We start from the raw sequence: 17,319 nt of genomic DNA, 5'->3' as shown, positions 1-17,319 counted from the left end.
GCGAGGAGCGAAGCACCCGGTGACCAGCAACGAGACCGCCGCGGCCGGACGGCGGCCGGACACCGTCCGCACCACCAGCCGGGACGTGGCCCGCGCCGCCGGGGTCTCCCAGGCCGCCGTCTCGCTCGTCCTGGGCGACAAATGGCGCGGCCGGGTCTCCCCCGCCAAGGCCGAAGCCGTCCGCACCGCCGCCCGGGAGCTGGGCTACCGCCCCAACCTCGCCGCCCGCAGCCTGCGGATGGGCCGCACCCGCACCGTGCTCCTGGTCGTCCCCGCCCTGACCACCGAGTTCTTCGCCCGGGTCTACACCGGCGCGGCCCGGGTCGCCGCCGACCACGGCTTCGGAATGGTCCTCTACCCCTCCCCCGAGGGCATCGGCCCAGCGCGCGACCCCTTCGACTCCGCCGCGGCCACCCTGGACGGCGTGATCGCCTCGTCCATGGCCGCCGAGGCCCTCACCGCGCTCCGCGACGCGGACCTGCCCCTGGTCATGCTGGACGCCGACCCCGGCGACGACCGGGCCGGCGCCACCGTCAACCTCGACATCGCCGACGGCGTACGCCAGTTGACCACCCATCTGACGGCCCTGGGCCACCGCCGCGTCACCCACCTCGCGGCCGACGTGGACTCCTGGACCTTCGCACTGCGCGCCCGCGCCGTCGCCGAGGCCCTGGAGGGCGTCCCCGGCGCCCGGCTCCGCCGGCAGCCGGCCGCCCTCGCCGTCGACGCCGGGCTGCACGCCGCACACGCCGCCCTGACCGCCCCCGGCCCCCGCCCCACGGCCCTGCTGTGCGACGACGACATCATCGCGGCGGGCGCCTGCAAGGCCGCGCGCCGACTGGGTCTGCGGATCCCCGAGGACGTCTCGGTCACCGGCTTCGACGACCTGGCCCTGGCCGTCGCCGTCGAACCGGAGCTGACGACCGTACGGCTGCCCGCCGAGGAGTTCGGCGAGGCCGGGATGCGGGCCCTGATGAGCGTGCTCGACGGCCGCCCGGCCCAGGTGCCCACCCTGCCGGTCGAACTGGTCACCCGGGGCTCCACCGCCCCGCCCGCGGACACCCCCGACAACGCCGCGCGCCCCGGCGGGCAGTGACCCACCGGGGCGCGACCGGGGCGCTTCGGCCCCCGGCGGTACGTCAGAGCAGGGGCTCCCCTTCGGAGCCGTCCTCGCCCGCCGGGCCCTTGCCCTTGGTGCCGTTGTCCTTGCTTCCGCCGTCCTCGGCGCCCTTGCCGCCGGCGGCACCGGACTCCCCGGCGCCGGCGTCCGCCGCCGCGTCCCCGCCGCTCTCGTCCAGCAGCCGGGACAGCTGCCGCCCCAGGATCCGCTTGAACTTGCGCTGCTGCGGGCGGGTGCGGTCCAGGGTCGCGACCTCCAGCTGCTCGGCGGTCAGCCGGCGCTCGCCGCCGTTGGTGTCCCGCGACAGGGACTCCACCGCCAGCTTGAGCGCCTCGGCCAGCGTCATGCCGTCGCGGTGGCGCTGGTCGAGATAGCTGCTGATCTGGTCCGCGTTGCCGCCGACCGCCACCGAGCCGTGCTCGTCGACGATCGAGCCGTCGTGCGGCAGCCGGTAGATCTGGTCGTCCTCGGGGGCCGCGCCGACCTCCGCGACGATCAGCTCGACCTCGTAGGGCTTCTCCGCGGCGCTGGAGAAGATCGTGCCGAGCGTCTGGGCGTAGACGTTCGCCAGGCCCCGCGCGGTCACGTCCTCACGGTCGTAGGTGTAGCCCCGCAGATCGGCGTAGCGCACGCCGCCGATCCGCAGGTTCTCGAACTCGTTGTACTTGCCGACCGCGGCGAACGCGATCCGGTCGTAGATCTCGCTGACCTTGTGCAGGGCGCGGGAGGGATTCTCGGCGACGAAGACCACGCCGTCGGTGTACTGCAGCACCACGACGCTCCGGCCGCGCGCGATGCCCTTGCGGGCGTACTCGGCGCGGTCCGCCATGGCCTGCTGGGGTGAGACATAGAACGGCGTCGACACCGGCTATCCGTCCCTTCCTGTCAAAAGCTCTCTCGGTAGCTGGGGGAGCATGGGATCTTCCGTCCCGTCAGAGCAGCGCGGCACGCGGGCCGTCGGGCTGCTCGAGGCGGTGCTCGTGCACGGTGCGGGCGATCTCGGAGACCTCGTCGTCGGTGAGCCTCCTGAAGCCGTCCTCGGTGATCACCGTGACGATGGGGTAGATCCTGCGCCCCATGTCGGGCCCGCCGGTCGCGGAATCGTCGTCGGCCGCGTCGTAGAGCGCCTGGACGACGGCGGTGGCGGCCTGATTCTCCGTGAAGCCGTCCCGGAAGAGCTTCTTCAGGGCACTGCGCGCGAAGACCGAACCGGAACCCGTCGCCGCGTAGCCGTGCTCCTCGGAGCGCCCGCCGGTCACGTCGTACGAGAAGATGCGGCCCTTCTCGCGGTCGAGGTCGTATCCGGCGAACAGCGGCACCACGGCCAGGCCCTGCATGGCCATCCCCAGATTGCTGCGGATCATGGTCGACAGACGGTTCGCCTTGCCCTCCAGGGAGAGTTGGGCGCCCTCGACCTTCTCGAAGTGCTCCAGCTCCAGCTGGAAGAGCTTGACCATCTCCACCGCGAGACCCGCCGTGCCCGCGATGCCGACCGCCGAATACTCGTCGGCCGGGAAAACCTTCTCGATATCACGCTGCGCGATGACATTGCCCATGGTCGCCCGCCGGTCGCCGGCGAGCACCACGCCTCCGGGGAACGCCGCGGCGACGATCGTCGTGCCGTGCGGCGCCTCGATGGCACCCTGCACCGGCGGCAACGGGCGGTTGCCCGGCAGCAGGGCCGGCGAGTGCTCGCCGAGGAAATCCATGAAGGACGAGGATCCGGGCGTCAGGAAGGCAGCTGGTAGACGCCCGGTGCTTCGAGTATTGGCTTCCACACGATTCCTTCCAGATATGCGATGGCCCGGCGCGGGGCGTCGGGGTACATCCCTCAACTTGCCGAGTGCCGAGTTGCAGTTGAAGCACAGTACGCCTCGGACCTTACCCGTGTCGTGGTCGTGATCCACATGCCCGGGACCTGGCTCGAGACGGATCGGGCGGATACCGGACCGCCCCGTGAACATCGCGCCGCGGTGGGGCCGGAGCGGCGCTGGACGACACCGCCGGGGCCGCTCGGCTCCCCGCGGCGACGTTCCTGCGGCCGGCCCGCCCGGCGCCGCCGGGAGCACTCCGCGAAGAGCACTCCCGGCAGTACGCCTGCAGGCCGTCTCCCGTCGACGTGCTACCGGAGAATGCCCCGGTCGGCAGCGCCCGCCGGTACCGCGGAGCGCCTTTTCGTCCCCCGCGCCGACCGCGCCCGTCGGGCCTCTATTGTCCGCCCTTCTGGACAAACGACCGCACGAAATCTTCCGCGTTCTCCTCGAGTACGTCGTCGATTTCGTCCAGGACGGAATCCACGTCGTCCGACAACTTCTCCTGGCGTTCCTTGAGGTCCTCGGAGGCCTGCGCGTCCTGTGTCTGCTCCTCGACCTCTTCGGTGGAACGCGTGGCCTTCGCCTGTCCGCCGCCGCTGTCCTTGGTCGCCATGTCCCTCACCCCGCTCGGTTCGCCCCGCTCGATGTGACCTTCAAGATCCGACCCTACAAGCAGGGTCCGACATCGGCCCTGCAGTTGCTGCAACGCCCGGGAGTCACCTCGATGATTCCCGCACCGCGACGATTTCAGCCGCGGATCGGCTGTGGATCTTGAGGAATTCTGTCGTGCACCTGCCGAAACTCAGCGGCCGGACAGCGTCCTCACCAGCTCTTCCGCCGTACGGCAGCGGTCGAGGAGCTCCTTGACGTGTTTCCGGGTCCCCCGCAGCGGCTCCAGCGTGGGAACCCGTTGCAGGGAGTCACGTCCGGGCAGGTCGAAGATGACCGAATCCCAGGAGGCGGCCGCGACGTCGTCCGCGTACTGCTCCAGGCAGCGGCCGCGGAAATAGGCCCTGGTGTCCTCAGGGGGCTTCTGCTCGGCCCGCTCGACCTGGGACTCGTCCAGGAGGCGCTTCATCTTGCCGCGGGCCGCCAGACGGTTGTACAGACCCTTCTCGGGGCGCACGTCGGCGTACTGCAGGTCGATGAGGTGCAGCCGGGCGGCGTCCCACTCCAGGCCGTCGCGGCGCCGGTAGCCCTCCATGAGCTCCCGCTTCGCGACCCAGTCCAGCTCGCCGGACAGGCTCATCGGGTCGTTCTCCAGCCGGCCGAGCACGTCCTCCCACCGGGTCAGGACGTCCTTGGTCTGCTCGTCCGCATCCGCTCCGTAGCGGTCCTCGACGTATTTGCGGGCCAGCTCGAAGTACTCCATCTGGAGCTGTACACCGGTGAGCGTGCGGCCGCTGCGGAGCGTGATCAGGTGTTGCAGAGTGGGGTCGTGCGAGACCTGGTGGAGGGTGCGGACGGGCTGGTCGACGGCCAGGTCGACGGCGATGAAGCCGTCCTCGATCATGGAGAGCACCAGGGAGGTGGTGCCCAGCTTCAGGTACGTCGAGATCTCGGAGAGGTTCGCGTCCCCGATGATCACGTGGAGCCTGCGGTACTTCTCCGCGTCCGCGTGCGGTTCGTCGCGGGTGTTGATGATGGGCCGTTTGAGGGTCGTCTCCAGCCCGACCTCCACCTCGAAGTAGTCGGCGCGCTGGCTGAGCTGGAAGCCGTGCTCGTGCCCGTCCTGGCCGATGCCGACCCGGCCGGCGCCGGTGACCACCTGCCGGGAGACGAAGAACGGCGTCAGGTGCCGCACGATGTCCGAGAAGGGGGTCTCCCGCTTCATCAGGTAGTTCTCGTGCGTCCCGTAGGAGGCGCCCTTGTTGTCGGTGTTGTTCTTGTAGAGGTGGATCGGCTGGGCGCCGGGGACCTGGGCGGCCCGCTCGGCCGCCTCGGCCATGATCCGCTCGCCGGCCTTGTCCCACAGCACCGCGTCCCGCGGATTGGTGACCTCGGGGGCGCTGTATTCGGGGTGGGCGTGGTCGACGTAGAGCCTGGCGCCATTGGTGAGGATCACGTTCGCCAGGCCGATGTCCTCGTCCGTGAGCTGGCTGGCGTCCGCGTTCTCGCGTGCGAGGTCGAAGCCGCGGGCGTCCCGCAGCGGATTCTCCTCCTCGAAGTCCCAGCGGGCACGGCGTGCCCGGTGCATCGCGGCCGCGTAGGCGTTGACGACCTGGGACGAGGTGAGCATGGCATTGGCGTTCGGGTGACCGGGGACGGAGATCCCGTACTCCGTCTCGATTCCCATTACTCGCCGTACGGTCATGCGGCCCTCCTTGCCCGGCGGCGCCCCCGGATGGGGTCGGCGCTCAAGTACCGCTGCGCTTCCGGTCCGTGTGCGTGCCCCACGCCCGCACAGCGTGACGCGGCGGTACCGACGAGCCTAGAACGCCTCTGCGGCGCTGGGGAGATCATTACAGTCATTGCTCCAGTCCGGTTTTCCCTGGTCCGCCGCGCCCTTATGGGGTGCGGTTCTGGCGCCCCCGGAAAAGCGTCCGGCTGCGGACGCCCCGTGCAGGACATCCGCAGCCGGAGAGCGGTGTTACAGGTATTGGCCGGTATTCGCCACCGTGTCGATGGAGCGACCGGTGTCCGCGCCCTGCTTTCCGGTGACGAGCGTACGGATGTATACGATCCGCTCGCCCTTCTTTCCGGAGATACGGGCCCAGTCGTCCGGGTTGGTGGTGTTGGGCAGGTCCTCGTTCTCCTTGAACTCGTCCACGCATGCCTGGAGGAGATGGGAGACGCGAAGCCCCTTCTGATTGTGTTCGAGGAAGGCCTTGATGGCCATCTTCTTCGCACGTCCTACGATGTTTTCGATCATCGCGCCGGAGTTGAAGTCCTTGAAGTAGAGGACTTCCTTGTCACCATTGGCGTAGGTGACCTCCAGGAATCGGTTTTCCTCGGATTCCGCGTACATCTGCTCGACGACGGATTGAATCATTCCGCTCACTGCGGCCTTCCGCGAGTCGCCGTGCTCGGCGAGATCGTCGGAGTGCAGCGGAAGATTTTCCGTGAGGTACTTCGAGAAGATGTCCTTGGCGGCCTCCGCGTCCGGGCGCTCGATCTTGATCTTGACGTCGAGGCGGCCGGGGCGCAGGATCGCCGGGTCGATCATGTCCTCACGGTTGGAGGCACCGATCACGATCACGTTTTCCAGGCCCTCGACGCCGTCGATCTCGGAGAGCAGCTGCGGGACGATGGTGTTCTCCACGTCCGAGCTGACGCCGGATCCCCGGGTGCGGAAGAGGGAGTCCATCTCGTCGAAGAAGACGATGACGGGGGTGCCCTCGCTCGCCTTCTCCCTGGCGCGCTGGAAGACCAGCCGGATGTGCCGCTCCGTCTCGCCGACGTACTTGTTGAGCAGCTCCGGGCCCTTGATGTTGAGGAAGAAGCTCTTCCCCGCGGGCTGCCCGGTCACCTCGGCGACCTTCTTGGCAAGGGAGTTGGCGACCGCCTTGGCGATGAGGGTCTTGCCGCAGCCCGGCGGGCCGTAGAGCAAGACACCCTTCGGCGGGCGGAGTTCGTGCTCCTTGAAGAGGTCGGGGTAGAGGTACGGCAGCTCGACCGCGTCCCGGATCAGCTCGATCTGACCGCCCAGACCGCCGATCTTGGTGTAGTCGATGTCCGGGACCTCTTCGAGGACGAGTTCCTCGACCTCGCTCTTCGGGATGACCTCGTAGACGTAGCCGGAGCGGGGCTCCAGGAGCAGGGCGTCGCCGGGGCGGATGGTGGTGTCCAGCAGCGGCTCGGCGAGCCTCACCACCCGTTCCTCGTCTGTGTGCCCGATCACCAGGGCGCGCTCGCCGTCCTCCAGGATCTCCTTGAGGGTGACGATGTCGCCGGCGCTCTCGTACTCCATGGCCTCGACCACGTTGAGCGCCTCGTTGAGCATGACCTCCTGGCCGCGCCGGAGGTCCCCGGTCTCCACACTGGGGCTGACATTCACCCGGAGTTTTCTGCCTCCGGTGAAAATGTCGACCGTGTCGTCCTCGTTCGCCTGCAGGAAGACACCGAAGCCGGCCGGCGGCTGCGCGAGCCGGTCGACCTCCTCCTTGAGCGCGACGATCTGGTCGCGGGCCTCGCGGAGAGTATTGGCGAGACGCTCGTTCTGCGCCGAGACGCCGGCCAGGTTGGTCTGCAGCTCGACGATCCGCTCTTCGAGAATCCTCGTGTGCCGCGGAGAGTCGGCGAGCTTGCGTCGCAGGACGGCGATCTCCTGCTCGAGATAGGCAACCTGGCCGGCGGGATCTTCAGACCCCCGCCCCGGCCGGATGCCGCGGTTGATGTCGTCGTCGTGGGCTGCCACGGTCCTCACCTCCTCCAAGGAGCTGGACGCTTCCTGACCCTACCTGGGCCGGTGCAGGTTGAAACCCCTAGATCGAAAAGACTGTCGGGGCGTGTCCGATCTTCACCCTTGCGCACGTCCTCACGCCAAGGGAATACCCACCCAACAACATCGGAAAGCGAGCGGTTGTATCGTCGAGTCGGTCAACACCCGTCAGGGCTGGCGCCACTTAGACAAAAACGGTTCACGTACGCAGGAACGGCAGGCGAGATGACCGCGCAGGACGAAGCCCCAGAGCTGGAAGTGTGGATCGACCAGGATCTCTGCACCGGGGACGGCATCTGTGCGCAGTACGCGCCGGAGGTCTTCGAGCTCGACATCGACGGGCTGGCGTATGTGAAGAGCAGCGACGACGAGCTGCTGCAGGACAAGGGGGCGACAACCCCCGTCCCGCTGAAGCTGCTCGATGACGTCCGGGACTCCGCCAAGGAGTGCCCCGGGGACTGCATCCACGTCCGCCGTGTCAAGGACATGGTCGAGGTCTACGGCCCGGACGCGGAGTAGCCGGCGCGGCGCGGAGCGCGCCGGCCGGCCACATGATGTGACAGGTCACAGACTCTGGGTGCCCATGGCGGCGGGGAGTTCGCTCTGAACGAACTTCCCGCCGCGCCATTGCCACTTGAGGCTCTGGTGCACGTCCGGACAGCAGCGCGGGACGTCGAGCGAGGAGTAGCCCAGGAGGGCCGCCGAGATCGCGCCATCCTTGACACTGAGGGTTTGGACGCTGCGCTGCCGGGCGGGCGCGAGGAGTGTCGCCACGATCCGCGGCGCGGCCCTGGCGTCACGGGGCTGCGCGAGGACGTAGACGCCGCTGGGCGGGGTGCCGGTCCCGCTGTGGCAGCGGACCGCCGCGACGGTCTCGGTCGTCCCGTCGCCGTCGAGGTCGCCGGAGACCTTCTTCACCACGTCGAGGCGGTTGGGCCCGCAGTCCACCGGGAACGTCACCCGGCCCGGGTCGGGGGCAGCGGCGGCCGCGGGGCGGGCGCCGGCGGCGGTATCGCGGGAGGTCGTGGCCTTGGCGTCGGGAGGCTGGACGAAGGAGGCGGCCGCCACGACCGCCGCGACGGCAGTGGCGGTGGCGAGCCAGTGCACGGGGCGCGGCTGGGTGTGCAAGAGGTCCTGGCCTGCCATGGGCTGCACGCGGGGTAACTCCTGTGAAGTGCTGTAGCGGTGGGAGTGCCCAGCATCGTTCCACAGGAGGGTGCGGCAAGGAACCGGCCGGGCCGGAGTTTTCCGTGCAGATCCGGTGGGGGGAACGACAGGGCGCCGCCGGCGGTTCCCACTGGGGAACTCGTCGGCGGCGCCTGGTGGTTCGGTGGCCGGATCCGGGCGGTCAGCCGCGCTCGGCGGAGCCGCCTCCGGAGGCCGCCGCCTGGTCCTTGCCCGGCCCCGTGTAGTCGTCGCCGTAGGCTCCCTTGGCGGGACGGCGGCGGCGCAGCGGGGGCTCGACGCCGTCGGCGAGGCGGCGGGCGGTCAGCAGGAAGCCGGTGTGGCCGATCATGCGGTGGTCCGGGCGGACGGCGAGGCCCTCGACGTGCCAGGTGCGGACCATGGTCTCCCAGGCCGACGGCTCGTTGAAGGTGCCGTGCTCGCGGATCGCCTCGACGGTGCGGGCCATCTGCGTGGTCGTCGCGACGTAGGCGCAGAGGATGCCGCCGGGGACCAGGGCCTTGGAAACGGCCTCCAGGCACTCCCAGGGGGCGAGCATGTCGAGGATGACGCGGTCGACGTCGGTGTCGGAGAGGTTGTCCTGCAGGTCACCGACGGTGAGCGTCCACGCGGGGTGCGGGCCGCCGAAGTAGCGCTCGACGTTCTGGGTGGCGATCTCGGCGAAGTCGGCGCGGCGCTCGTAGGAGTGCAGCATGCCGTCGTCGCCGATGGCGCGCAGCAGGAAGCTGCTGAGCGAGCCGGAGCCCACACCGGCCTCGACGACGCGGGCGCCGGGGAAGATGTCGGCCATCGCCAGGATCTGCCCCGCGTCCTTGGGGTAGACCACGGCGGCACCGCGGGGCATGGACAGGACATAGTCGGGGAGCAGCGGGCGCAGCGCGAGGTAGGCGACGTTCCCGGTGGTACGGACAACACTGCCCTCGGGAGCACCGATCAGCTCGTCGTGGGGGAAGGCTCCCTTGTGGGTGTGGAAGCTCTTTCCCTCTTCGAGCGTGAAGGTGTAGTGGCGTCCCTTGGGGTCGGTGAGCTGGACCTGGTCCCCGACCTTGAAGGGCCCGCGACGACGGGCGGCACCGGTCGGTTCGGACATGTGACCAGCCTACCGGCCCGTCGGGACGCCGCCGACCAGTGGGGCCGGGGGCGAGGGGGCCCGGAGGCGGCCCGGCCCTCAAGCGGCCTTACGGGCCATGGCGGAGACGAAGGCCCGCTCGACGTCGGCGGTGGACAGCACGCCGTAGATCTCACCGGTCACCTCGACGACGAGGTACTCGGTGGCGGGGGTGGCGCGCAGGTACTCCAGGAGGTCCTCACCGGCGAGTTCGGCGGAGACCCGCATGCCGTCCTTGAGGTCCTGGGCGAGGGTGCCGACGGCGACCCAGGGGCGGCGGTGGTCGGGGACGCCGACGATGGCGGCCTCGCGGACCAGAGCGGTGGGGGCGCCCTGGGGGTCGACGACGACCAGGGCGCGGGCGCCGGCGTCGTTGGCGCGGCGCAGCGCCTCGGAGAGCGGGGTGCCGGTCTCGACGGGGACGGCGCGCCGGGTCAGGGTGCGGGCGGTGAGGTCGGGGAGCCGTTCGCGCAGGCGGGCCATGCGCAGGCTGTTGCCGGCGCCGGTCCAGATGATGGCGGCGAGGATCGCGGCGAGCAGGGCGTCGGTGAGCGAGTCGGCGCCGCCGATCTCGGGGCGGGTGGTGCCCAGGACGCCGGTGTGGGTGAGCAGCGGCAGGCCGATGAGGACGGTGACGGCGAGCGCGCGGCCGACCCAGGCGGCGGCGACGGTGCCGCTCATGGGGCGTCCGGTGATCTTCCAGACGACGGCGCGCAGCATCCGGCCGCCGTCCAGGGGGAGGCCGGGCAGCAGGTTGAAGACCGCGACGATCAGGTTGGAGATCATCAGGCCGGCGAGCAGGACGCCCGGGACGGTGCCGGGCTCGACCAGCTGCATACCGGCGTAGAAGGCCCCGGCGAGGACGAGGGAGAGCAGCGGGCCGACGAAGGCGAGGACGAACTCCCTGCCCGGGGTCTCGGTCTCCTTCTCGATCTCCGAGACGCCGCCGAAGAACTGGAGCTGGATGCGCCGGACGGGGAGCTTGAAGCGGAGCGCGGCGACGGTGTGGGCCAGTTCGTGGACGAGCACCGAGGCGTAGAAGGCAACCGCGAAGAAGAGCGAGACGAGGTAGCGGGCGGCGCCGAGTTCGGGCAGGACCCGCTCCAGCTGGCCGCCGAAGACCCAGGTGATCAGGGCGGCGACGAGGAACCAGCTGGGGGCGACGTAGACGGGCACGCCGAAGGGACGGCCCATCAGGATGCCGCCGCCGCTGCCCTTCCTCCGGCCCGGCGCGGGGGTCCTGGGCTCGTCGCGGTGCTCGGGCGGCTCGGGCGGCTGGGGCCGCACGGACTCCTCGGGGTCCTGCGACTTCCCGCTCTCGTCCACGGCGTCCCCTCATCGAATACGGCATTCGCCCCTGCTCGGCCTGATGTGTCGATCATGCAGGGCGCGGGGGTCCATGGTCGATGGTATGCGGAGCGCCCCGGCCCCAACCGCTGCGGGGCCCCGGGGGGTGACCCGTCCGCGCCTGTCAGTGGCGGGCCGTAGGGTTTTGCGGCATGGGATGGAGCACGGAGCAGGCCGGGGCGGGAACGCAGGACGGGGAAGCCGGGGCCGGCGCGCGGGCCGCGACCGCCGGGGAGCAGGGGCGGGACGGGGAGCAGCCGCGGCCGCCGGTGGCGCTCTCGCCGTCGCGGGCGAGCGATTTCATGCAGTGTCCGCTGCTGTACCGCTTCCGGGTGATCGACAAGCTGCCCGAGAAGCCGAGTGCGGCGGCGACCCGCGGCACGGTCGTGCACGCGGTGCTGGAGCGGCTCTTCGACGCTCCGGCGGCGGAGCGCACCGCCGTCGGGGCGCGGGCGATGGTGCCGGGCGAGTGGGAGAAGCTGCTGGCCAAGCGGCCGGAGCTGGCGGAGCTCTTCGCGGACGACGCGGAGGGCGAGCGGCTGGCGCAGTGGCTGGCGGAGGCCGAGGCGCTGGTGGAGCGGTGGTTCTCGCTGGAGGATCCGACGCGGCTGGAGCCGGCGGACCGGGAGCTGTACGTCGAGACGGTGCTGGACTCGGGGCTGCGGCTGCGGGGGTTCATCGACCGGGTGGATGTGGCGCCGACGGGCGAGGTGCGGATCGTCGACTACAAGACCGGCAAGGCGCCGCGGCCGCAGTTCGCCGAGGGCGCGCTGTTCCAGATGAAGTTCTACGCCCTGGTGGTGTGGCGGCTGCGCGGTGTGGTGCCGCGGCGGCTGCAGCTGGTCTATCTGGGCAGCGGCGACGTGGTGACGTACGACCCGGGTGAGGCCGATCTGCGGGCCGTGGAGCGGAAGTTGCTGGCACTGTGGGAGGCGATCCGGCTGGCGACGGAGACCGGCGACTGGCGGCCGCGGCCGACGAAGCTGTGCGGCTGGTGCGACCACCAGGCGCACTGTCCGGAATTCGGCGGCACTCCCCCGGCGTATCCGCTCCAGGTCCGCCCGGCGGACGGCCCCCGGGTGCCACAGGGCAGAATGGGGGACATCTAGGCGCTGATCGCCCGGACAGGCCTACCAAAGGAGAGCTCGTGGCCATCCGCGTCCTGCTGGTCGACGACCAGCCCCTGCTGCGTACGGGATTCCGGATGATTCTGGAGGCGGAGCAGGACCTGGCGGTCGTCGGGGAGGCCGGCGACGGTCTGCAGGCGCTGGAGCAGGTGCGCGCGCTGCAGCCCGATGTGGTGCTGATGGACATCCGGATGCCCCGGATGGACGGCGTCGAGGCGACCCGGCAGATCACCGGGCCGGCGAAGGACGGCCCGGCGAAGGTGCTGGTGCTGACGACCTTCGATCTGGACGAGTACGTCGTCGAGGCGCTGCGGGCGGGGGCAAGCGGCTTCCTGCTCAAGGACGCGCCGGCCAATGAACTGGTGCAGGCGATCCGGGTGGTGGCGGGCGGCGAGGCGATGCTCGCGCCGAGCATCACCCGGCGGCTGCTGGACAAGTACGCCGGGCATCTGCCGTCGGGCGAGGAGCCGGTTCCCGACACGCTGCACACCCTCACCGAACGCGAGGTGGAGGTGCTGAAGCTGGTGGCGCGCGGGCTGTCGAACGCGGAGATCGCCGCGGATCTGTTCGTGAGCGAGACGACGGTCAAGACCCATGTGGGCCATGTGCTGACGAAGCTGGGGCTGCGCGACCGGGTGCAGGCGGCGGTGTACGCGTACGAGAGCGGTCTGGTCCGCCCCGGCGCGCAGTAGGCCGGCGGGTCCTGGCGGCCCGGCGCGACGACGACGGCGGGGCCGGCCCGGGGAGAGTCCTCCCGGGCCGGCCCCGCCGTCGTGTGACAGGTCCGGTCAGGCCTCGGCCGACTTGCTGATCTCCCAGAAGCGGAAGACGGTCGACGGGTCCAGGGTCCACTGCAGGCCGGAGACGCCCTCGCGGGCCACGGCGTACTGCTTGCCCTGCCAGATCGGGATCATCGGCACGTCCTGCGCGACGATGTCCTGCAGCTCACGGAACTCGGACTTGGTGGCGCCCCGGTCCGGCTGGTCGGCCGTCTTGGGCAGCAGCCGCCCGGTGATGGTGGGCGAGCTGTAGTGGTTGGACACCACGCTGTCCTTGCCGAAGAACGGCGCGGTGAAGTTGTCGGGGTCCGGATAGTCGGGGATCCAGCCCTTGACGTAGACGCCGAACCGGCCGGCCGCCACGCCCTCCTCGTACTGCTGGGTGGGCAGGGTGCGCACCTTGGCGTCGAACAGGCCGCTGGCGTTGAGCTGTTGGGCGATCTCCTCGAAGGCCGGGACGGTGCCGGGGCCGAAGCGGTCGGGGGTGGCCCACAGCGTGAGCGGCACCTTGCCGTTGAAGCCGTCCTGACGCAGCGCGGCCTTCGCCTTCTCGGGCTTCGGGCGATCGCCGTAGGTGTTGAAGAAGGAGGTGCTGTGGCCGGTGATGCCGGCCGGGACGATCGAGTAGAGCGGCACCGCGGTGCGCTGGTAGACGTCCCGGACCAGGGTCGAACGGTCCAGGAGGTAGGCGATCGCCTTGCGGACGCCCAGCTTGCCGGCGACCGGGGCCTTGAGGTTGAAGACCATGTGCATGACCTCGGCGCTGGCGCCCTCCACGACCTGGGTGCCGTGCTGCTGCTTCAGCGAGGCGTTGTCCAGCGCCGCGATGTCCTTCATGGACAGTCCGCGGTAGGCGACGTCGACGTCGCCCTTCTCGACGGCCGTCTTGAGCTTGTCGGGCCGGTTGAAGAACTTCACGGTCATCCCGGAGTTCTTGACCTTGGCCGGGCCCTTGTAGGAGCCGTTGACGCCGAAGACGGCCTTCTGGGAGCTGTACTCCTTGAGGGTGTAGACGCCTGAGCCGGTGGCCTTGCCGTCGGTGCGCAGCCGGTCGGCGGGGTACTCGGCGTGGTCGACGATCGAGCCGGCGCCCGAGGCTATCTTCATCGGGAAGGTGGCGTCGGGCGACTTCAGCCGGAAGACCACTGTCTTGGCGTCCGGTGCGTCGACCCTGTCGAGCGCGGAGAACATCACGGCGGGGCCGTTGCGGTCCTTGATGCGCCGGGTGCGGTCGAAGGAGTACTTGACGTCCTTGGAGGTCAGCGCGTCACCGTTGCTGAACTTCAGGCCGTCCTTGAGGGTGCAGCGGTAGACCTTGCTCTCGCCGTCGGTGAAGCCGCAGCGCTCGGCGGCCTCCGGCTCGGGGGTGGTGCTTCCCTTGGGGAAGCTCAGCAGGGACTGGAAGACGTTGTTGAACAGCAGCCATGATCCCGGCTCGTAGCCGGATGCCGGGTCGGTGGACTGCACCTTGTCCGTCATTCCCATGACCACGGGCTCGCCGGTGCCGGCCGCCCCCGAGTCGTCCGTGCCGCACCCGGCGACCGCGAGCAGGGCTGTGGCCAGCCCCGCTCCGATCGGGGCGGCCAGCCACTGGTCACGCTTCCTCACTAAACGGTCCTCACGTTCTGGGTGGTGCCTGTCGGGCCGCGACGGGGAGGCCGCGGGGGTGGGTGCCGCATGGTCGGATCGGCCGGCTCAGTCCGCGACGCCGCGGCCGAGCTCCCAGATCTGCAGCGACGAGGAGGAGTTGAGGGCCCACTCGATGCCGGTGACGTCGTCGCGCGCGACGACGTACTGCTTGCCCTGCCACAGCGGGAGGAGCGGCACATCGTCGGCGATGATGTCCTGCGCCTGCTTGAAGTTCGCCCCGGCGGCGTTGCGGTCGCTCTGCTGCCGGCTGTCCGGGATCAGCTGCGACTCGATCTTGGCGTTGCGGTACGGGGAGCCGAGGAAGTTCTGCTTGCCGATGAACGGCGCGATGTAGTTGTCCGGGTCCGGGATGTCCGCATACCAGCCCATGTTGTAGACGCTGTACTTGCCGTGCAGGGAGTCGGTCCGGAACTGCTGCCAGCTGTCGACGCCCTTGGTCTTCACGTCGAACAGCTTGGTGCTGTTGAGCTGGGTCTGCAGCGCCCGCACTTCCTCGGCGGTGCTGGAGCCGTAGTGGTTCGTGGTGTACGTGAGGGTGAACTTGACCGGGGTGGTGATGTTCGCCTGCTGCAGCGTCTTGCGGGCGGCGGCCGCGCTGGGGTTCCCGTACTTGGTGAAGAACGAGTTGATGTGCCCGGTGAGACCGGTGGGCACCATCGAGTAGAGCGGGTCGCCGGTGTAGGAGTAGACGTCGCGCACCAGCTCCGAGCGGTTGACGATCTGCGCCATCGCCTTCCGCACGGCCTTGTTGGAGACGGCCGGGTCCTTGGTGTTGAAGGCCAGGTAGCGGATCTCCTGGCCCGGCATCTCCTGGAGCATGATGTGCTGGTCGCGGGCGTTCTCCAGGCCCTTGATCTGATCGGGCGACAGGCCGCGGTACATCAGGTCGACATCACCCTTGCGCAGCGCCTGCTCCGTGGCCTTGGAGCCGGCGAAGAAGCGCATCTCGACCTTCTCGTTCTTCACCTTCACCCCGCCCTTGTAGGTGGGGCTCTTGGTGAAGGTGGCCTTGGTGATGCGGTTGTTCTTGCGCTCGGTCTTGAGCGTGTACGGGCCGGAGCCGACCACGTCGAAGCCGCTGTAGAGGCGGCCCTTGGGGTACACCTCGCCGTCGACGATGGCGGCGGCGGGCGTGGCGAGCTTCTGCGGGAAGGTGGCGTCCGGCTTGCGGAGGTGGAAGACCACCTCCTTGTCGTTGGGCGTCTCGATCTTGTCGATGTCGTCGAGCAACGACACCGGACCGTTGGTGTTGTTGATGGTCCGCATGCGGTCGAGGGAGAACTTGACGTCCTGTGCCGTCAGGGCGTGCCCGTTCGAGAACTTCAGGCCACTGCGCAGGGTGCAGCGGTACTGCTCGTTCTGGGTGTCGCGGAACCCGCAGGATTCGGCCGCCTCGGGGACCGGCGCGTTGCCGGTCCTGGGCAGCCGCATCAGCGTCTGGAGGGTGCCGCGCAGCATGTTCCAGGCGTCGACGTCATAGGCCTGCGCCGGGTCGAGCGGGGCGGGGGCGGCCTTGGTCGCCTCGATCTCGGAGGAGACACCCACGACGATCGGATCGCCGCCTTCGCCCGCGCCGTCCGCGCTGCCGCAGGCGGCGAGGACGGGGGCGAGGAGACCGGCCAGCGCCGGCAGCACCAGGGTCTTGCGATTCATCGTCGGCAGGTTCCTTATCAGCGCAGAGGTGTTGCTCGCGTCGACATTAGTAGGAACGGCCAGCCGCGCTCAGACACAAAGGAGTTGATTCGATATGGGCCCCGGATAACGAAGGGCGGGTGATCGATATCCGGACGGCAGAACGATTCGCACGTTGCTCCACCAATCCGGACACTTACCCCCGCACAAACCCCCCACCCGACCCCCTGGAACACCCGCGGGCCCCCTTGTCGACGGCCCGGCACGTGAGAAACGTCACGCATTCCAGGGGTCATGACGAAGCAACAATTCAGTCAGCACATTCGTCACGGAAAATGAGCGGCCCGCTCCCCTCAGTCCCGGGGCCTTTCTCCGGGACACGCTCAGTGCACGACTCCACGGCTTTCCGTGATGAGCGTCCGGAGAAATGGGAGATCGACTTCTTCCAGCGAGGGCACGACCGTACGGCCCGCGGCCGGCGGGATCGGTGTCACGGACGGCACCGCCACGACCGGGCAGCCCGCCGCCTCGCCCGCGGTCACACCGGTCAGGGTGTCCTCGATGACCGCGCAGCACGCCGGGTCGGCGCCCAGCCGCGCGGCGGCCGTCAGATACGGGTCCGGGTGCGGCTTCGTGCGCGCCAGGTCGTCGCCCGCCAGGGTCAGCCGGAAGTTCTCCGGGCCCAGCGAACGCAGCATCTGGTCGACGATGGCGCGGTGGGAGGCGGAGACCAGGGCGGTCGGCACGTCGTGGGCGGCCAGCTCGGCCAGCAGCCTGCGGGCACCCGGCATCAGCGGGACGCCGCGCCCGATCCGGGCGAGGAAGGCGGCGTTCAGCAGCACGCTGAGCTCGGTCAGGCTGATGTCGACACCGGTGGCTTGAATCAGATACCCGGCGCTGCGGGTCATCGGGCCGCCGACCACGACCTCGCGGTGGGTGTCGTCGAGGATGTGGCCGAGTTCGGCGAAGACCTCCGCTTCCGCCTCCCACCAGAACCCCTCGGTGTCGACGAGCGTGCCGTCCAGATCGAGGAACACGGCTTGGAGGGTCGCGGCTTCGGCCGTTCGGGTGCCGACTGCGGGGATGCTGCTGGTCATCCATCCACCTCCGTGTGCGACGTCCCCGAAGGGACGAAAGGGCCGGTCGCCATCCCCGGCTGGGGAAACGACCGGCCGC

At 69.8% G+C, this 17,319-nt stretch carries 15 protein-coding genes and 1 pseudogene; 4 read left to right on the top strand and 12 right to left on the bottom strand.

Annotated features, from left to right (window positions below; all coding sequences use genetic code 11):
• Window positions 1-19: 19 nt before the first annotated feature.
• Window positions 20-1,096: a LacI family DNA-binding transcriptional regulator gene (locus K7396_RS29030; protein WP_086718558.1), complete on the top strand. Its 1,077-nt coding sequence runs from the start codon at window positions 20-22 to the stop codon at window positions 1,094-1,096.
• Between the two features lie 43 nt (window positions 1,097-1,139).
• On the opposite strand, the gene prcA is transcribed toward K7396_RS29030, so the two are convergent.
• The 6 genes and pseudogenes from prcA to arc form a co-directional block, all read right to left on the bottom strand.
• Window positions 1,140-1,985 carry a proteasome subunit alpha gene (prcA, locus tag K7396_RS29025; RefSeq protein WP_086718559.1) on the bottom strand — a complete coding sequence of 282 codons (846 nt, stop codon included), beginning with the start codon at window positions 1,983-1,985 and terminating at the stop codon, window positions 1,140-1,142.
• 67 nt (window positions 1,986-2,052) lie between these two features.
• Entirely contained in the window at window positions 2,053-2,898 is an 846-nt protein-coding gene (gene prcB / locus K7396_RS29020; RefSeq protein ID WP_086718560.1) for a proteasome subunit beta, read from the bottom strand.
• 81 nt (window positions 2,899-2,979) lie between these two features.
• Window positions 2,980-3,084 (bottom strand): annotated as a pseudogene (locus K7396_RS29015) (endonuclease domain-containing protein); the annotation flags it as partial.
• A 244-nt stretch (window positions 3,085-3,328) separates the two neighbouring features.
• Complete coding sequence (locus K7396_RS29010; protein ID WP_006607619.1) at window positions 3,329-3,547, bottom strand: ubiquitin-like protein Pup; 219 nt, start codon at window positions 3,545-3,547, stop codon at window positions 3,329-3,331.
• 189 nt (window positions 3,548-3,736) lie between these two features.
• Window positions 3,737-5,248: a depupylase/deamidase Dop gene (gene dop / locus K7396_RS29005; RefSeq protein ID WP_086718561.1), complete on the bottom strand. Its 1,512-nt coding sequence runs from the start codon at window positions 5,246-5,248 to the stop codon at window positions 3,737-3,739.
• Between the two features lie 276 nt (window positions 5,249-5,524).
• A complete protein-coding gene (gene arc, locus K7396_RS29000) occupies window positions 5,525-7,291 on the bottom strand; it encodes a proteasome ATPase (protein ID WP_086718562.1) in 1,767 nt (588 codons plus the stop codon).
• Window positions 7,292-7,540: 249 nt separating this feature from the next.
• Between arc and K7396_RS28995 the strand changes: the two genes are divergently transcribed.
• Entirely contained in the window at window positions 7,541-7,834 is a 294-nt protein-coding gene (locus K7396_RS28995) for a ferredoxin (protein WP_086718563.1), read from the top strand.
• A 45-nt stretch (window positions 7,835-7,879) separates the two neighbouring features.
• On the opposite strand, the gene K7396_RS28990 is transcribed toward K7396_RS28995, so the two are convergent.
• The 3 genes from K7396_RS28990 to K7396_RS28980 all read right to left on the bottom strand — a co-directional run bounded on the left by K7396_RS28990 (window position 7,880) and on the right by K7396_RS28980 (window position 10,934).
• Window positions 7,880-8,461 (bottom strand): hypothetical protein, encoded by a 582-nt coding sequence (locus K7396_RS28990; RefSeq protein ID WP_086718564.1) that lies wholly within the window; start codon window positions 8,459-8,461, stop codon window positions 7,880-7,882.
• Between the two features lie 202 nt (window positions 8,462-8,663).
• Window positions 8,664-9,590 (bottom strand): tRNA (adenine-N1)-methyltransferase, encoded by a 927-nt coding sequence (locus K7396_RS28985; RefSeq protein WP_086718565.1) that lies wholly within the window; start codon window positions 9,588-9,590, stop codon window positions 8,664-8,666.
• A 78-nt stretch (window positions 9,591-9,668) separates the two neighbouring features.
• The gene (locus tag K7396_RS28980; RefSeq protein ID WP_086718566.1) at window positions 9,669-10,934 is read right to left on the bottom strand and encodes a site-2 protease family protein; all 1,266 of its coding nucleotides are present in this window, start codon (window positions 10,932-10,934) and stop codon (window positions 9,669-9,671) included.
• Between the two features lie 173 nt (window positions 10,935-11,107).
• Here K7396_RS28980 and K7396_RS28975 point away from each other — a divergent pair, with 173 nt between their 5' ends.
• Both K7396_RS28975 and K7396_RS28970 read left to right on the top strand, forming a co-directional pair.
• On the top strand, window positions 11,108-12,064 hold the full coding sequence (locus K7396_RS28975; protein ID WP_086718567.1) for a RecB family exonuclease: 957 nt from the start codon (window positions 11,108-11,110) through the stop codon (window positions 12,062-12,064).
• Window positions 12,065-12,102: 38 nt separating this feature from the next.
• The gene (locus tag K7396_RS28970; protein ID WP_020929992.1) at window positions 12,103-12,774 is read left to right on the top strand and encodes a response regulator; all 672 of its coding nucleotides are present in this window, start codon (window positions 12,103-12,105) and stop codon (window positions 12,772-12,774) included.
• A gap of 96 nt (window positions 12,775-12,870) precedes the next feature.
• On the opposite strand, the gene K7396_RS28965 is transcribed toward K7396_RS28970, so the two are convergent.
• From K7396_RS28965 to K7396_RS28955, 3 genes are all read right to left on the bottom strand, one after another.
• Window positions 12,871-14,469 carry an ABC transporter substrate-binding protein gene (locus K7396_RS28965; protein ID WP_086718568.1) on the bottom strand — a complete coding sequence of 533 codons (1,599 nt, stop codon included), beginning with the start codon at window positions 14,467-14,469 and terminating at the stop codon, window positions 12,871-12,873.
• Window positions 14,470-14,556: 87 nt separating this feature from the next.
• Window positions 14,557-16,164: an ABC transporter substrate-binding protein gene (locus tag K7396_RS28960; protein ID WP_086718569.1), complete on the bottom strand. Its 1,608-nt coding sequence runs from the start codon at window positions 16,162-16,164 to the stop codon at window positions 14,557-14,559.
• A gap of 362 nt (window positions 16,165-16,526) precedes the next feature.
• On the bottom strand, window positions 16,527-17,240 hold the full coding sequence (locus tag K7396_RS28955; protein WP_086720549.1) for an HAD family hydrolase: 714 nt from the start codon (window positions 17,238-17,240) through the stop codon (window positions 16,527-16,529).
• Window positions 17,241-17,319: the final 79 nt, after the last annotated feature.

The organism is Streptomyces angustmyceticus (assembly GCF_019933235.1).
GTDB classification, from domain to species: Bacteria; Actinomycetota; Actinomycetes; order Streptomycetales; family Streptomycetaceae; genus Streptomyces; species Streptomyces angustmyceticus.
The sequence above is the reverse complement of the archived record's forward strand: the minus strand, read 5'-3'. Positions and strand labels throughout refer to the sequence as shown.

Excerpts from the sequence above, each read along its gene's own strand:
- K7396_RS28985 (WP_086718565.1), bottom strand. The coding sequence starts at position 9,590 with ATGTCCGAACCGACCGGTGCCGCCCGTCGTCGCGGGCCCTTCAAGGTC.
- K7396_RS28955 (WP_086720549.1), bottom strand. The coding sequence starts at position 17,240 with ATGACCAGCAGCATCCCCGCAGTCGGCACCCGAACGGCCGAAGCCGCG.
- dop (WP_086718561.1), bottom strand. The coding sequence starts at position 5,248 with ATGACCGTACGGCGAGTAATGGGAATCGAGACGGAGTACGGGATCTCC.
- K7396_RS28960 (WP_086718569.1), bottom strand. The coding sequence starts at position 16,164 with ATGAATCGCAAGACCCTGGTGCTGCCGGCGCTGGCCGGTCTCCTCGCC.
- K7396_RS28975 (WP_086718567.1), top strand. The coding sequence starts at position 11,108 with ATGGGATGGAGCACGGAGCAGGCCGGGGCGGGAACGCAGGACGGGGAA.
- K7396_RS29010 (WP_006607619.1), bottom strand. The coding sequence starts at position 3,547 with ATGGCGACCAAGGACAGCGGCGGCGGACAGGCGAAGGCCACGCGTTCC.
- K7396_RS28990 (WP_086718564.1), bottom strand. The coding sequence starts at position 8,461 with ATGGCAGGCCAGGACCTCTTGCACACCCAGCCGCGCCCCGTGCACTGG.
- K7396_RS28995 (WP_086718563.1), top strand. The coding sequence starts at position 7,541 with ATGACCGCGCAGGACGAAGCCCCAGAGCTGGAAGTGTGGATCGACCAG.